The sequence below is a fragment of the Salinimicrobium sp. TH3 genome (genome assembly GCF_026676115.1).
Classification (GTDB): Bacteria; Bacteroidota; Bacteroidia; order Flavobacteriales; family Flavobacteriaceae; genus Salinimicrobium.
The window spans coordinates 43,153-59,761 of the sequence record NZ_JAPONB010000007.1 but is presented as its reverse complement, the minus strand read 5'-3'; the positions used below and the strand labels follow the sequence as shown (position 1 = coordinate 59,761).

The window sequence follows — 16,609 nt, the reverse complement described above, 5'->3', positions numbered from 1 at the left end:
CAGGATCAAGTGATTAAAGATCAAAGTTAAAGAGCTGTTGGCAGTTAGCTTTTAGCTGTTGGCTTATTTAATTAAATTAACCGATCCCCAATTAACCAGTCCCCAATTAACTAATTAACTATTTTAGGGATTAGGGGCTAGTATTCAGTGATCAGTAATCAGTAACCAGTAAAAAAAATTTAATCCAATTAACCATTCCCCGTCAGTTGGAGAGCAGGGGGAAATTAGTATCGAGAACAACCATTTCCCAATTAACCAATACCCAATACCCAATTAACCAATTAACTATTTCAGAGATTAGGGATTAGGGATTAGGGATTAGGGATTAGGGATTAGGGAAATTAAAAACCAATTTAACCATTCCCCAATTAACCAATTAACCATTCACCATTTATCCACTCCCCGTCAGTTCGAGTGAATTTAAACCTGCGAGAGAAGGGGAAAATTAGTATCGAGAAAAACCAATCCCCAGTTAACCAATCCCCAATTAACCAATTAACTATTTCAGAGATTAGGGATTAGGGATTAGGGATTAGGGATTAGGGATTAGGGATTAGGGATTAGGGAAATTAAAAACCAAATTAACCATTCCCCAATTATCCATTCCCCGTCAGTTCGAGTGAATTTAAACCTGCGAGAGCAGGGGGAAATTAGTATCGAGAACAACCATTCCCCAGTTAACCAATCCCCAATTAACCAATTAATTAAATTTCAGGGATTAGGGATTAGGAATTAGGAATTAGGAATTAGGAATTAGGAAAATTAAAACCAAATTAACCACTCCCCAATTAACTAATTAACCAATCCCCTTTTAACCACTTAAGCATTTACCGAATTAACCCACAACTCAAAACAGACAACTGACAACCGATTACCAAAACGTTTTCTTAAAATTAACCAAAGAATTTCTCCCGACTCCTAAGAAAAATTTAACATTCCTACTCCTCTTTTCTTTCCTCCCTTATCTTTTTCTTGGCCAAAAACCTTTCTGTCATTACGGTTTTCCTTAAAAAGTGGCGTTTTTACCGGATTTTGATACAAAACTTCCATTATTTAACATTCAATGTTTGTCTTAAAGTAAAGTTAACGAATATATTTACCGGCTCTAAGGTTCGAATGTCAGTCATCTGATTTTCGGAGCTTTTCATCGACCTGACCTACTTTAGATGGGGCTCAGAGGGGCGAAGCCGTGACAGGAAGTTAGAGATACGAATTTAGAATTGCGAAGTTTGAATAACATCTTCTTAAATCTCACAGCGGGAATCGTTAACAGCAAAGTAATACTCGCCACGAAGAAGCCCCTACCTTCTGAAAAGGCAAAATAATCAAGAGATTCATGTCAAAAATTCTTCACGTCCTCCTTACGGGAGGGGTAGGGAGCCGATTATGGCCTCTTAGCAGGCAGTCCAGACCAAAACAATATCTCAGTATTTTCGCAAACAATTCATTATTTGAACTGGCAGTGCAACGAAACATTGCTTTTTCAGATGGGCTAATTGTGGTGGGAAACCAGGGAAACAGGCAACTTTCAGAAAACAGCCTTCAAAAACTTGGGACCTCTGAGTTTGTGCACATTGTCGAAGCCACTCCGCGTAACACCGCTCCCGCCATTGCCTTTGCAGCCTTTGCTGCCAATCCTGATGATATTTTATTAGTAACCCCTGCCGATCATGTTATTGAGGAGGGCCCGGAATATTCAATTGCTGTTCAAAATGCCATTGCTCTGGCTGAACAGGATAATATTGTAACCTTCGGAATACAGCCTACAAGGCCCGAGGCAGGCTACGGTTATATCGAACATAAAGAGGCAGATGTCCTCTCCTTTAGAGAAAAACCTGATGCTTTAACAGCAGAGGATTTTTTAAAGAAAGGAAATTTTCTTTGGAATAGCGGCATGTTCTGCTTTAGAGCCGGAGTTTTCCTTGAGGAGCTAAAGCAGTTCCAACCCGAAATCTACGAAAGATCCCTTACCGCATGGAAAAACAGCAAAGATGGACAGCTGGAACTTAAAACTTCTTTGAATATCCCGGCCATCAGCGTTGACTATGCCATAATGGAAAAGAGCAAAAAAATCAAAGTTGTTCTCTCGTCTTTTGACTGGAGCGATATGGGAAGTTTCGAGGCGATATATGATTATCTACACCAAAAAGGACATCCTGTAGACCTGGAAGGCAACATGGTGATTGGTTGCGACAAATTCACTGCCTTTGTTGGCATGAAAAACAGCATTTTAGTTTGTACCGAAGATGCCAACCTTGTACTACAAAAAGAAGTCTCCCAGGACGTAAAGAAAATATATCAACAATTGGAGGAGCAAAATTCTCTTCTACTTAATTAAGTATACAATCCGCGGTACCCGCACTAATCAGCAGAATCTTTTAAAAATCCGTGAAATCCATTAACAGCATGAGTAAGAAAATAGCATTAATTACCGGAGTGACCGGGCAGGATGGAGCTTACCTGAGTGAATTCCTTTTAAAGAAAGATTATATTGTCCATGGGATCAAAAGAAGATCTTCTCAGTTCAATACAGACAGGATAGATCATTTGTACCAGGACCCGCACCAGGATAACAGGAATTTCATTCTGCACTATGGGGATCTTACCGACAGCACCAATTTAATTCGTCTTATCCAGGAAATACAGCCCGATGAGATCTACAACCTGGCAGCAATGTCTCACGTACATGTTTCTTTCGAACTACCCGAATACACAGGTAATGCAGATGGACTGGGAACACTTCGAATTCTTGATGCTGTTCGCCTTCTCGGACTCGAAAAAAAGACCCGGATCTATCAGGCTTCAACTTCAGAATTGTACGGAAAAGTACAGGAGGTACCCCAAACAGAAACCACTCCTTTCTACCCTCGTTCTCCTTATGCAGTAGCCAAAATGTATGCCTACTGGATCACGGTAAATTATCGTGAAGCTTATGGAATGTACGCTTGTAATGGTATCCTTTTCAATCACGAATCACCTTTAAGAGGGGAAACCTTTGTAACCCGAAAGATCACTCGTGCCGCAGCTCGTATTGCTCTTGGTCTACAGGACAAGTTCTACTTAGGAAACCTGGATGCACAAAGAGACTGGGGGCATGCAAAAGATTATGTGCGCATGATGTGGATGATCCTGCAGGCTGAAGAAGCTGAAGACTGGGTAATCGCAACCGGTAAAACCACCCCTGTTAGAGATTTTGTGCGTATGGCTTTCGCTGAAGTTGGAATCGAACTTAAGTTCATTGGGAACGGTGTAGATGAAAAAGCATACGTAAGATCCTGCAGCAATCCCGACTTTCAATTAGAAGAAGGAAAAGAAGTACTTGCCGTAGATCCAAAATATTTCCGTCCTACCGAAGTCGATCTTCTAATTGGAGATGCAAGTAAAGCAAAGAACAAACTTGGCTGGGTACCTGAGTATGATCTGAAGGATCTTGTGAAAGACATGATGCGTTCTGATGTGGAGCTCATGAAGAAGGATTGCCATTTAAAGGAGGGTGGATATCCCACTTTGAATTATTACGAATAGAATAGGATTACACGGATTTTAGCTGATTACACGGAAAACACATTCCATTGATTTAAACTGATTGCACGGATTATGTCTCCTCTCCTATTTGAACAAGAAACCTATAAGATCATCGGAGCTTGTATGGAGGTGCACAAAAAAATGGGTAGTGGATTTTTAGAGTCAGTGTATCAGGAAGTATTGGCCAAAGAATTCAGGAAGGAAGAAATACCTTTTGAAGATCAGAAAAAGCTGAATTTACATTATGAAGGCGAAAAGCTGAATAAATATTTCATTGCTGACTTTGTTTGTTACGATAAGATAATCCTGGAAATAAAATCTGTTTCCTTTTTAAATAAGAATCTGGAGAGCCAGGTAATCAATTACTTAAAAGCCACCAATAAAGAAATCGGACTCCTCATCAACTTTGGAGAGAAAAGTTTAAAGTGGAAACGCTTTATCAACTCAAAACCTTCGGTGTAATCCGCAATAATCCGCGGAATCAAAACAAAATTAGATCAGCGGTAAGAACACCCCGGAAGACTAAAATATCAAATGGACAAGAACACTAAAATTTACATAGCGGGTCATAAAGGCATGGTTGGCTCCGCAATTTGGAGAAAACTTAAAGCTGAAGGCTACTCCAACCTGATAGGTAAAACCTCCAAAGAACTGGACCTTCGCAATCAGCAGGAAGTAACCGACTTCTTTGAAACAGAAAACCCCGAAGTGGTTATTGATGCAGCTGCAAGAGTTGGAGGCATACTTGCGAACAATGATTACCCATACCAGTTCCTGATGGAAAATCTACAGATCCAAAACAACCTGATCGATGCAGCCCATAAAAATGATGTAGAAAAATTCATCTTTTTGGGTAGCTCCTGTATTTATCCTAAAAATGCGCCACAGCCATTAAAGGAGGAATACCTGTTGACGGATAGCCTCGAGCCCACTAACCAGTGGTATGCCATCGCAAAGATAGCCGGAGTAAAAGCTTGTGAAGCTATTAGAAAACAATATGGGAAAGACTTTGTGTCTCTAATGCCTACTAACCTCTATGGGAGCCATGACAATTTTGACCTGGAAACCTCCCACGTACTTCCTGCTATGATCAGGAAATTCCATGACGCAAAGGAGAACGGGCATGTGCCGGTAACTTTATGGGGCTCGGGGAAACCCATGCGTGAATTTTTACACGTGGACGACCTTGCCGCTGCTGTATTCTTTGCCCTGGACAATAAGCTGGAAGAAAATCTATACAACATAGGTACAGGAGAAGATCTTACCATTAAAGCATTGGCAGAACTTATCCAGGAGATCACCGGTCACAAAGGCGATATTATCTGGGACAGCTCAAAACCTGACGGCACCCCACGTAAATTAATGGAGGTATCAAAAATCAAAAAAGAAGGTTGGCAAGCTTCAACTTCATTGGAAGATGGGATAAAAAAGACTTACCAGTGGTTCCTGAAGAACAAATACAGTTTTAAAGAAGTCAAGCTATAAAAAATCTGCGGATTAGAGATTAGGGGCTAGTATTCAGTGATCAGTAATCAGTAACCAGTAAAAAAAATTCAATTAACCATTCCCCATTTATCCATTCCCCGTCAGTTCGAGTGAATTTAAACCTGCGAGAGCAGGGAGAAATTAGTATCGAGAACAACCATTCCCCCAATTAACCATTCCCCATTTATCCATTTCCCATCAGTTCGAGTGAATTTAAACCTGCGAGAGCAGGGAGAAATTAGTATCGAGAACAACTATTCCCCAGTTAACCAATCCCCGTCAGTTCGAGTGAATTTAAACCTGCGAGAGCAGGGGGAAATTAGTATCGAGAACACCAATCCCCATTTATCCATTCCCCATCAGTTCGAGTGAATTTAAACCTGCGAGAGAAGGGGGAAATTAGTATCGAGAACAACCAATCCCCATTAAACCATTCCCCGATTAACTAATAACCATTCCCCAATTCACCATTCCCCAATTAACCAATCCCCATTTAACCACTTAAACATTTACCGAATTAACCCACCACTCAAAACAGACAACTGACAACCGACACCGCAAACGTTTTCTTAAATTCTATCAGAAATTCTTTCTGTATTCTTACAAAAAATTTAACATTCCCTTCTCCTCCTTTTTCTCATTTTCCACTTTCTTTCCCACTATAAACCCCAATGCCATTACGGTTTTCCGTAAAGATTGAAGCTTTTGCCTATTGTTAATAAAAAACTTCTATTATTTAACATTCATTGTTTGTCTTAAAGTAAAGTTAACGAATATATTTGCCGGCTCGCGGGTTCGGATGTCATTTATCTGATTTTCTGAACCTTTCATCGATCTGACCGCACTCATTGTGGGACTCAGAGCGGCGAAGCCGTGCCGCCGCAGGCGGCATTTCGAATTCAAGATTTAAAATTCAAGATTCAGAATGCGGTTATTCAGTAAAAAAGGTAAACAGAAAACGAAATGACGCGCAACCCGCAACAGGTAATTCGTAACTGGCTACAGGCAACTGTAAAGACATAACTCATCACTCCTAACTCATAACTGAAATAATTGCTCTTCATTAAATACGTCTTACTAACCGGCGGAGTTGGAAGCCGCTTAGGGGAGTGAGATCTAAGATATAACCTCAGGAATTTATAACTTAATGAAAGACTCATCCCACAAACGCCATATAGCAAAAGCCATTACCTGGAGATGCATCGGCACTTTGGATACCATGTTAATTTCCTGGATCATCACGGGGGATGCTTTAATTGGAGTTCAAATTGGTTTAGCCGAAGTAGTCACTAAAATGGTGCTTTACTACCTTCACGAGCGCTTATGGTTTAGGCTCAATTTGGATAAAGAAACAACCAATTGGCGGCATATTGCGAAAACTATCAGCTGGCGTGTTGTGGGAACTGTCGACACTATGATCCTTGCCTGGTGGATTTCAGGAGATCCTTTAATAGGACTAAAAGTGGGAATGGTAGAGATTATAACTAAAATGCTGCTATACTATTTACACGAAAAAGTCTGGTACAGATCTAATTACGGACTTAGTCACAGAAAAACCCCTTCTAATTCAGTAGCTGATGAATAATATAATTCCTCAGGATTACAATGTTACCCAAAATCACCGAAGTGATTTAAAAGGACATCAGCCTCTCGTCGTTTGGTTTACCGGTCTTTCCGGCTCGGGAAAATCTACTATCGCGAATGTGGTAGAAAAAAAACTATTTGAACAAGGAATACATACTTATTCATTAGACGGGGATAATATTCGCGGCGGATTGAATCAAAACCTCGGATTTTCTGAGGAGGACAGAACTGAAAATCTAAGACGTATTGCCGAAGTAGCGAAATTGTTTATGGATGCCGGCGAGGTTATTCTTTCGGCATTTATCACCCCTATGGAATCTGACAGAGAAATAATCAAAACAATCGTTGGAGAGGACAATTTCGTAGAGGTATTTGTAAACACTTCGGTTGAGGAATGTGAGCGAAGAGATGTAAAGGGCCTATACAAGAAGGCAAGAGCGGGAGAAATTGAAAATTTCACCGGAATATCCGCCCCTTTTGAAAAACCCAATAATCCCGCTGTGGAAATAAGAACAGAAGAAGAAACAATAGAAAGATCAGCTCAAAGAGTACTTGCTCATATTTTACCTATAATACAGTTTAAGCACAATGAATAAATATTACCTGAATTATTTAGACGAACTGGAATCGGAAGCTATATACATCTTGCGGGAGGTATGGGCGCAATTTGAGAATCCGGTTATTTTGTTCTCCGGGGGTAAGGATTCAATCCTGGTAACTCATCTGGCTAAAAAAGCATTTTACCCGGCCAAAATTCCATTTGCCCTAATGCATGTAGATACCGGACACAATTTCCCGGAGACCATCCAGTTTCGCGATGATCTCATAAAGGAGTTGGGCGTAAAGCTTATAGTTGGCTCTGTCCAGGATTCTATTGACCAGGGAAGAGTAGCCGAAGAGAAGGGAAAAAATGCCACCAGAAATGCTTTGCAAATTACAACCCTACTTGATGCTATTGATAATAACAAAGTAGATTGTGCAATTGGCGGAGGAAGACGGGATGAGGAAAAAGCCCGTGCAAAAGAACGCTTCTTCTCTCACCGAAATGACTTCGGGGAATGGGATCCAAAAAATCAACGGCCTGAACTATGGAATCATCTGAATGGAAAACATTTCGAAGGAGAACATTTCCGCGCCTTTCCTATAAGCAACTGGACAGAAATGGACGTTTGGAACTATATCAAAAGAGAAAACATCAGCATTCCATCCTTATACTATGCTCATGAAAGAGATGTTGTTTTCAGAAGCAATTCCTGGATCCCTATGTCAGAATTCCTGAAGTTGGAAGAAAATGAGCAGGTGGTAAAAAAGAAGATCCGTTTCAGGACTTTGGGAGATATTACTATCACCGGTGGCATAGAATCTGACGCCGATACTTTAGAGAAAATAGCTCTGGAAGTTTCTGCCATGAGAAAGACAGAACGTGGAGACAGATCAGATGATAAAAGATCTGAAACGGCAATGGAGGACAGAAAAAAACAGGGTTACTTTTAGAAATTAATTTCCTTTACCCCGGCCCTAAAGGGAGGGAAATTAATTTACAATCACTTATATACTATAAAATTTTCCGGTTCCCTTAGTCCCGATAGCTATCGGGAAGGGCAAAACGGAAAATCGAGAAGAACAATATTATGCAAATAGATAACAACCAACTACTAAGATTCACTACCGCCGGAAGTGTGGACGATGGAAAAAGCACTTTGATTGGGAGACTACTATACGATTCCAAATCAATTTTTGAGGATCAATTGGCGTCGATAACTGCTACGAGTGCAAAGAAAGGACATGACGGAGTGGATATGGCTCTCTTTACAGATGGGCTGAGGGATGAAAGAGAACAGGGAATTACTATAGATGTGGCTTACCGCTACTTTACCACTCCAAAACGAAAGTTTATTATCGCAGATACTCCAGGGCATATCCAATACACCCGAAATATGGTAACGGGAGCCTCTACCGCAAATGCAGCAATAATTCTTATTGATGCCCGTCACGGAGTAATTGAACAGACAAAGAGACATTCGTTTATTGCTTCTCTACTGAATATACCGCATCTTATCGTTTGTGTAAACAAAATGGACCTGGTCGATTTTTCTGAAGATCGGTTCAATGAAATTGTAACCCAGTTTGAAGAGTTTTCATCCAAACTGATTGTTAAAGATGTACGGTTTATTCCAATAAGTGCTTTACTAGGAGATAACGTGGTGAATTCATCAGAAAATATGAAATGGTATCAGGGTGGCACGCTTCTTAATACTTTGGAAACTCTTCACATTAGCAGTGATATTAATAAGATTGATTCCCGGTTTGCAGTTCAAACAGTTCTTCGCCCGCAGCGGGAAGGTTTTATTGATTATCGCGGTTACGCGGGCAGAGTGGCCAGTGGGATCTACAGGGTTGGAGATGAGGTGGCCGTTTTACCTTCGGGATTTACCTCAAAAATAAAGTCCATTAATGCAGGAGAGCAGGAGCTTGAAGAAGCTTATGCTCCTATGTCAATTTCAATTACACTAGAGGATGACATTGATATCAGCAGAGGCGATATGATCGTAAAGAAAAACAATCAACCGGAGCCATCACAGGAATTTGATGTAATGCTTTGTTGGTTGGCCAATGAGTCTGCCAAACCAAGAGCTAAATACATTGTTCGCCACACTTCCAATGAGGAGCAGGCAATGATTAAAGAAGTCGTCTACAAAATGGACATCAATTCCTTTGAGCGTAATACAGAAGACAAGGATTTGAACATGAATGACATTTCCCGCGTCAAAATTCGCAGTACAAGACCGCTGATGATCGATTCTTACAGGGACAATCGAAATACCGGAAGCATAATCTTAATAGACCAGGCTACAAATGAAACTGTGGCTGCCGGAATGATTGTCTAATTACCAATGTCGCCTCGAGCTGTCACTTCGAGCGGAGTCGAGAAGCGAGGGGTCTCTAACTAGCAAAGATTACAAATGAATAACCTACTCGAAACTGCAATAAAAGCCTCCCTGGCCGCCGGAAAGCGAATCATGGAGATCTACGACAATGAGGATTTTGAAGTGGAAGCTAAAGGTGATGATTCCCCGCTGACAAAAGCAGACCTGGCTTCCCATGAGATCATCATAGAGTACCTAAAGGAGACGAACATTCCAATACTTTCGGAAGAAGGAAAGGATCTTCCGTATAAGGAAAGGAAAGGCTGGGACCAATTATGGATCGTTGATCCTATTGATGGCACCAAGGAATTCATTAAAAAGAATGGTGAATTCACCGTGAATATAGCCTTGGTTGAAGATCAGATACCGGTATTGGGTGTTATTTATGTTCCCGCTCTTGAAGAACTGTACTATGCTGAAAAAGAAACAGGCTCCTTTAAAGCTGCCGGAATAACTGCTGATTCTAAGCTGGATCGCCTGGATCAATTAGCACAGCGGCTTCCACTTCCCAGAAAAGATGACAGCTACTGTGTAGTAGCAAGCAAATCTCATCTCTCCCCGGAGACTGAAGAATATATCCTCACTCTGGAAAAAGAACACGGGAAAGTAACCAGCATTTCCAAAGGTAGTTCCTTAAAACTTTGTATGGTAGCCGAAGGACAGGCCGATTGCTATCCCCGCTTCGCCCCTACTATGGAATGGGACACGGCTGCAGGCCAGGCGATCTGCATGTATGCCGGCAAAACAGTAACAGACCACACCACAAAAGAGCCAATGCTTTACAACCGGGAAAACCTTTTGAATAACTGGTTCCTTGTAAACTAAAAGTAACATAAAACGACCCGTGAAATTCGATCTTAATTCGCGCAAATTCGCATTTAAATGAAAGGAATAATTTTAGCCGGTGGATCCGGCACCAGACTTTACCCCATTACAAAAGGAGTCTCAAAACAACTGCTTTGTATCTATGATAAGCCAATGATTTATTATCCTTTATCGGTGCTGATGCTCGCAGGTATTAGGGAAGTACTTATAATTTCTACTCCTGAAGATCTTCCAAATTTTGAGAAATTGCTTGGGGATGGTGCAGAATTGGGGATGAGATTCGAATATAAAGTGCAGCCGAGCCCTGATGGCTTAGCCCAGGCATTTCTCATTGGAGAAGAGTTTATTGGAGATGATGATGTTTGCCTGGTATTAGGGGATAATATTTTTTATGGTCACGGGTTTTCTGAACTCCTTAGGCAATCAGTGAAAAATGTAGAAGAAGAAGGTAAGGCTACAGTTTTTGGATATTATGTAAATGATCCGGAACGTTATGGTGTAGCTGAATTCGATAATGAAGGAAACGTCACCAGCATCGAGGAAAAACCAAAGCAACCTAAAAGCAACTATGCGGTCGTTGGGCTTTACTTTTATCCCAACACTGTCGTTGAGGTGGCCAAAAATGTAATGCCAAGTCACAGAGGTGAATTGGAAATTACTTCTGTAAATGAAGCTTATTTAGAAAAAGGAGGACTTAAGGTCGAGCTTATGGGAAGAGGATACGCCTGGTTGGATACCGGAACTCATGAGTCTATGCTGGAAGCCTCTAATTTTATCCATACCATCGAGAAAAGGCAGGGCCTAAAGGTAGCCTGTCTGGAGGAAATAGCTTTTGAAAAAGGTTATATCAGCCGAGAGCAATTAATAGCATTGGCAGATCCTTTAAAAAAGAATGGTTATGGTCAATATTTGTTAAAAAGAGCTGAAAAAAAGATAGCTTATGAAGTTTATTAGAACGGAAATCCCGGACGTTGTTATTTGTGAGCCTAAAATATTCGGTGATCACAGGGGATACTTTAGCGAAACCTTTAGAAAGGATACACTTGAGGAATTTCTTGGTTATGAAGTGAATTTCTGTCAGGATAATGAATCAAAATCTTCTTATGGTGTTTTAAGAGGGATGCATTACCAATTACCTCCATTTACCCAATCTAAACTTGTTCGGGTTCTTCAGGGTACGGTATTAGATGTAGCAGTGGATATTAGAAAAGGATCTCCATATTTTGGTAAATCTGTGATAGTTGAGTTAAGTGCTGAGAATAAAAGGCAACTTTTTGTGCCAAGAGGATTTGCTCATGGTTTTGTTGTTACTTCAGATGAAGCCGTCTTTGCTTATAAGTGTGATAACTTCTACGCTCCTGAATTCGACCGTGGTTTCCTCTTCAATGATCCTGCTATTAATATCGATTGGGAATTACCTGCAGATAAATTGATGTTATCTGATAAGGATAAAAATCAGCCTCTTTTTAATGAAGCTGACAAATTTGATTTTTTCGAAAACCTATACGAGAATGAAGCTGCTCATAACAGGGTCTAAAGGACAACTGGGTTCAGAAATAAGGGATCTTTCAGTTGATTTTCCTAAATATGATTTCATTTTTACTTCGAGGGAGGATCTGGATATTTCTGACAAAGAATCTGCAAAGGTTTTTATCGAAAAAAACAGTATAGATGTCATTATCAATTGCGCAGCTTACACAGCCGTAGATAAAGCGGAATCTGAACCTGAACTGGCAAACAAAACAAATCATCTTTCGGTTAGAAATCTTGCTGAAATAGCCAGAGAAAACCGGTTGAAAATGATACATATCTCTACCGATTATGTTTTCAACGGGAAAGGCTATAAGCCATACCTTGTTGATAATCCTACCTCACCGCTGAACATGTATGGGAAGACAAAACTGGAAGGGGAGAAAGCAATGCTGGAAATAGATCCAGTAAACTCAATGATCATACGTACTTCCTGGGTGTATTCCTCTTTCGGAAATAACTTTGTGAAGACCATGCTGCGATTGGGGGAACAAAGGGAAGAGCTAAATGTGATTAGTGACCAGGTTGGAGCTCCTACTTATGCCCGTGACCTGGCAGAGTTTATTCTAAAGAAAGCAGTTAAAGCGGAAAATGAAAATTTAGAGGTTTATCATTTTTCAAATGAGGGAGTTTGTTCCTGGTATGATTTTGCGAATGAAATTATTGAATCGGCAAAGCTGAATTGTAAGTTAAGCCCGATACCGACCTCTGCTTATCCAACTCCGGCAGCACGCCCTCATTATTCGCTTATGGATCTTAATAAACTAAAAAATACATTTAGTTATACAATTCCATACTGGAAAGATAGTTTAAGAGACTGTATTCAAAAAGTAAAACCTACGTCAGTTCGAGTGAATTCATAACTGCGGTAGCAGGAATGAATTTGTATCGAGAACTAAATTCAAGATAATTATGTCAATAAAAACAATTTTGGTAACCGGTGGAGCTGGTTTTATAGGTTCCAATTTTATACCATTTTTTTTAGAGAATAACCCGGACATCTCTATCATTAACCTGGATCTGCTTACCTATGCAGGAGATATGGAAAACATTAAAGAAGTGGAGGATAATGATAGATATACTTTTGTAAAAGGAGATATTTGTGATAGGAGTCTTGTTGAAGAACTTTTTGAAAAATATAATATTAATGGCGTTATCCATTTTGCAGCAGAGTCTCACGTAGATAACTCCATCAAAAATCCGGGAGTTTTTGTAGAAACAAATGTAAGGGGAACCTTTACCCTTGTAGATGTAGCTTATAAATACTGGATGGATAAACCTTTCACTCATAAAGAAGAATATAAAAACAGCCGTTTTTTGCATATCTCAACAGACGAAGTTTATGGTACTTTAGGAGAAACCGGTTTGTTTACCGAGGAAACCCCTTATGCCCCAAACTCTCCATATTCAGCAAGTAAAGCAGGATCTGATATGATCGTGCGTTCTTATCATCATACTTACGGAATGAATACGGTAATTACAAATTGTTCCAATAACTACGGACCTAAACAGCATGATGAAAAACTGATCCCAACAGTGATTCGGAAAGCTATTAGTGGTGAAAATATTCCTATCTACGGAGATGGGAAAAATGTAAGGGACTGGTTATATGTTTTGGATCATGCAAAGGGAATAGACCTGGCATTTAGAACTGGAAATGCCGGGGAAGTCTATAATATTGGCGGTAGAAATGAACGTAATAACAATTATATAGCTCATACTATTTGTGAGCTTCTTGATGAAATGAACCCAAAAGCTGAAGGAAGCTATAAGGACCAGATCACTAATGTAGAGGATCGTGCAGGTCACGATAGAAGATATGCCATAGATGCCACTAAGATCGAATCTCAATTAGGTTGGAAGGCTGATGAAAATTTCGAATCTGGTATTAAAAAGACTATTGCATGGTATCAGGAAAAATATTCAAATTAAAATACCAACAGAGAAATCCCATTGGAATCAATTAACAAGTTCTTTTCCGAGAATTCTTCTTTAAAAGACATTTTTTCTAAATTTTCTAGCTCACTAATCGTAAGAGTAGTAGGCCTAATAGTAAGTTTTCTTGTGAGTATGTTTCTTGGAAGACTCTTAGGTCCGTCAGATTTTGGTGTTATGAATCTTGCTATTCAAATCACCTCATTTATACTAGTAATTTCAATGTGGGGCTTACCCCAGGTACTCATTAAGGAAGTGGCAATTGGTTTTGGTTCCAGAGATAAAGAGCATATCAGAAACATGCTTGGTACCGCATATATTATAAATGGAGTAATTGGAATAGTGTGTACAATTATTTTGATTCTTTGTTCGTCATTTATTGCCACAAAGGTGTTCGATTCATTCGCACTAACTTTTCCACTAATTATTTTCTCAGCTTTCTTAATTCCTCAAATAATAACAAGAATTTTATCTTCTTCCCTAATAGGCTTTGATAAGATTTGGCAGAGCAATGTGTTAGATCAAACCTCAAGCGGTATAATTTGGGGTATTTTTTTAATAGTTTATTGGTTAAGTAATTTTCCATTCAATCTTGTGGGCATAGCATTATTATTTGGATTATCCCGACTTGTAGTAATGGTCTTTGGAATTGTTTATTGGAAAAATATTTATGGATCTTATAATTTTTTCAGGCCTACAACTTTTAAAGGTAAGGAAATGTTGAAAACCGGAGGATCATTACTTATAGTCAATGCTTCTCTATTGATTTCCACAAGTGCTGATACTATAATGCTTGGTTGGTTAAGTACAACTAAAGAGGTAGGATATTATTCTGTCGCAGCGAAACTTGCCCTACTTACCAGTTTTCTTCTACAAATTACTATTTCCGTATTGGGACCGAAAATTGCTGTGCTGTATAACGATAAGAAAACTCCAGAACTAGAAAAGTTACTTCAATCAGTTTCTAAGGCCCTATTTATCCTAGGTTTTTTGTCTTTGATAATTTTGGTGATTTTTGGAAAAACAGTATTGGGATTTTGGGGAGAAGATTTCACTCCGGCTTATTCTGTATTAGTAATATTAGCTATAGGTCAATTTTTCAATATTGCCTCAGGACCTGTGGGCAACCTGTTAGTAATGACCAGTCATGAAAAAATTTTAAGAAATATAACTGCAACAACTGTCCTATTAAACTTACTCCTTAATTTTTATTTTATTACTCGTTATGGTGCAACTGGAGCTGCTTATGCGACTTCCATAACTACCATTTTAAATATGATTCTATGCTATTACTTTGTTAGAATAAGAATTGGGCTAAAACTTTATAAATGGTTCTAATTGATAAAATATTACGTAAGTTAAGTACGCTATTTTTCAGAATTTATTACAGATCTTATCTGATTCTCGGAAAGAAAACAACTATAAAACATGGCGTGAAAATTTATCCCTTTAGGGGTAAGGAGAATAAGCTCATGATAAAAATGAAGGATAATTCAACAATAAATGAAGGTGTAATTCTTCAGGGATCTGGCTACATTGAAATTGGATCTAAATCTTTTATAGGTTCATATTCCGTAATAGGTTCTAATGATAAAGTAATAATAGGAGAAGATGTCATGATTGCTCAGGCCGTTTCAATAAGAGATACAGATCATGCCTTCGCTGATTTAAATAGACCAATGAATAGTCAGGGAATAACAACAGCACCAGTTATAATCCAAGACAATGTATGGATTGGCCACGGCGCTGTAATAACAAAAGGCGTGGTTATTAAAAGTGGCTCTATAATAGGTGCAAATGCGGTAGTTACAAAGGATGTTCCTGAAAATGCAATTATGGGAGGTGTTCCAGCAAAAATTATAAAATTTAGAAGTTAATGAGGTTAGATTTTGTTTGTATTGGGGCTCAAAAAGCAGGAACCACAACTCTCCATGATATTATAAAAGATCATCCTGATATATATCTTCCAGAAACTAAGGAAGCTCATTTTTTTGATGTAAATGAAAAATTCCAGAAAGGTTTAGACTTTTTTTTTAAAAATTATTATAAGGATTATGTGGGTGAAAAAATAGTGGGGAACATTAATCCTAACTTACAAGTAGAAACGCGCTCTATAGACAGACTGATCCAATCTTTTGGAAAGGATCTTAAATTCATTTTTATTCTAAGAGATCCGGTTAAACGAGCTTATTCTCATTATTTAATGTCGCACAGACGTTGCTTAGAGAATAAATCATTTATTGAAGCATTGGAAATTGAGGAGTTTAGAATAGCTAATCCTAAAAGGCATTTTGATTACGAAAGTAATGAACCGGGGCATTTCGAAAAAAACAATTTTGGTTATATATCCCGAAGCATATATTCAAAAACTTTAAAACATCTGGACAATAAAGTTCCGAATAACAATATAAAATTAATTTTTTTTGAAGATCTTATAAAGAATACAGAAACTGAAATAGAAAATATTTTTCAATTTCTTAATGTTTCTCATACAGAAAACCTTGATTTTGGGACTTTAAGTAATTCTGCCACGGGTATAAAAAATAGGAAACTCGAAGAGATATTGTCCAAGCCAGGCAGAGTAAAACATTATCTTAAAAGAAGTGAAGTTTTAAGTAAGATTTCAAGGCCGATCTTGTCGAAATTGAGACAAATAAATAGAAAAGAATTAGACCCAAAATCAAAAATATTGTCTAATACAGATGCGATATACGCTTACGAGAATTTCTTTAAAGAAGAAATTGATAAGCTCGAAAAACTCACAAAAAGAGATTTAAGTCACTGGAGATATTCTTAAT

The 16,609-nt window shown here is 38.8% G+C and carries 16 protein-coding genes; all 16 read left to right on the top strand.

Features of this window, described 5'->3' with window-relative positions:
- The first annotated feature begins 1,336 nt into the window (after positions 1–1,336).
- On the top strand, positions 1,337–2,338 hold the full coding sequence (locus OU683_RS11695) for a mannose-1-phosphate guanylyltransferase (protein WP_268138484.1): 1,002 nt from the start codon (positions 1,337–1,339) through the stop codon (positions 2,336–2,338).
- A 68-nt stretch (positions 2,339–2,406) separates the two neighbouring features.
- Positions 2,407–3,525: a GDP-mannose 4,6-dehydratase gene (gene gmd / locus OU683_RS11690; RefSeq protein ID WP_268138481.1), complete on the top strand. Its 1,119-nt coding sequence runs from the start codon at positions 2,407–2,409 to the stop codon at positions 3,523–3,525.
- Between the two features lie 72 nt (positions 3,526–3,597).
- On the top strand, positions 3,598–3,987 hold the full coding sequence (locus OU683_RS11685) for a GxxExxY protein (RefSeq protein ID WP_268138478.1): 390 nt from the start codon (positions 3,598–3,600) through the stop codon (positions 3,985–3,987).
- Positions 3,988–4,059: 72 nt separating this feature from the next.
- Positions 4,060–5,010: a GDP-L-fucose synthase family protein gene (locus OU683_RS11680; RefSeq protein WP_268138475.1), complete on the top strand. Its 951-nt coding sequence runs from the start codon at positions 4,060–4,062 to the stop codon at positions 5,008–5,010.
- A 1,147-nt stretch (positions 5,011–6,157) separates the two neighbouring features.
- Positions 6,158–6,595: a DUF2061 domain-containing protein gene (locus OU683_RS11675; protein ID WP_268138472.1), complete on the top strand. Its 438-nt coding sequence runs from the start codon at positions 6,158–6,160 to the stop codon at positions 6,593–6,595.
- Positions 6,588–7,190 carry an adenylyl-sulfate kinase gene (cysC, locus tag OU683_RS11670; RefSeq protein WP_326493549.1) on the top strand — a complete coding sequence of 201 codons (603 nt, stop codon included), beginning with the start codon at positions 6,588–6,590 and terminating at the stop codon, positions 7,188–7,190. Before OU683_RS11675 ends, cysC begins: the two co-directional genes overlap by 8 nt.
- Positions 7,183–8,088: a sulfate adenylyltransferase subunit CysD gene (gene cysD, locus OU683_RS11665; protein WP_268138469.1), complete on the top strand. Its 906-nt coding sequence runs from the start codon at positions 7,183–7,185 to the stop codon at positions 8,086–8,088. Before cysC ends, cysD begins: the two co-directional genes overlap by 8 nt.
- Before the next feature lie 137 nt (positions 8,089–8,225).
- Positions 8,226–9,482: a sulfate adenylyltransferase subunit 1 gene (locus tag OU683_RS11660; RefSeq protein ID WP_268138466.1), complete on the top strand. Its 1,257-nt coding sequence runs from the start codon at positions 8,226–8,228 to the stop codon at positions 9,480–9,482.
- Positions 9,483–9,557: 75 nt separating this feature from the next.
- Complete coding sequence (cysQ, locus tag OU683_RS11655) at positions 9,558–10,346, top strand: 3'(2'),5'-bisphosphate nucleotidase CysQ (RefSeq protein ID WP_268138464.1); 789 nt, start codon at positions 9,558–9,560, stop codon at positions 10,344–10,346.
- 57 nt (positions 10,347–10,403) lie between these two features.
- On the top strand, positions 10,404–11,300 hold the full coding sequence (gene rfbA, locus OU683_RS11650) for a glucose-1-phosphate thymidylyltransferase RfbA (RefSeq protein ID WP_268138461.1): 897 nt from the start codon (positions 10,404–10,406) through the stop codon (positions 11,298–11,300).
- A complete protein-coding gene (gene rfbC / locus OU683_RS11645; RefSeq protein WP_268138458.1) occupies positions 11,287–11,883 on the top strand; it encodes a dTDP-4-dehydrorhamnose 3,5-epimerase in 597 nt (198 codons plus the stop codon). The genes rfbA and rfbC overlap by 14 nt, the downstream gene beginning before the upstream one ends.
- Entirely contained in the window at positions 11,858–12,739 is an 882-nt protein-coding gene (rfbD, locus tag OU683_RS11640) for a dTDP-4-dehydrorhamnose reductase (protein ID WP_268138455.1), read from the top strand. Before rfbC ends, rfbD begins: the two co-directional genes overlap by 26 nt.
- 55 nt (positions 12,740–12,794) lie before the next feature.
- Positions 12,795–13,808: a dTDP-glucose 4,6-dehydratase gene (gene rfbB, locus OU683_RS11635; protein WP_268138714.1), complete on the top strand. Its 1,014-nt coding sequence runs from the start codon at positions 12,795–12,797 to the stop codon at positions 13,806–13,808.
- 21 nt (positions 13,809–13,829) lie between these two features.
- Complete coding sequence (locus tag OU683_RS11630; RefSeq protein ID WP_268138452.1) at positions 13,830–15,149, top strand: flippase; 1,320 nt, start codon at positions 13,830–13,832, stop codon at positions 15,147–15,149.
- Positions 15,140–15,688: an acyltransferase gene (locus OU683_RS11625; protein ID WP_268138449.1), complete on the top strand. Its 549-nt coding sequence runs from the start codon at positions 15,140–15,142 to the stop codon at positions 15,686–15,688. Before OU683_RS11630 ends, OU683_RS11625 begins: the two co-directional genes overlap by 10 nt.
- On the top strand, positions 15,688–16,608 hold the full coding sequence (locus tag OU683_RS11620; RefSeq protein ID WP_268138447.1) for a sulfotransferase family protein: 921 nt from the start codon (positions 15,688–15,690) through the stop codon (positions 16,606–16,608). Before OU683_RS11625 ends, OU683_RS11620 begins: the two co-directional genes overlap by 1 nt.
- Position 16,609: the final 1 nt, after the last annotated feature.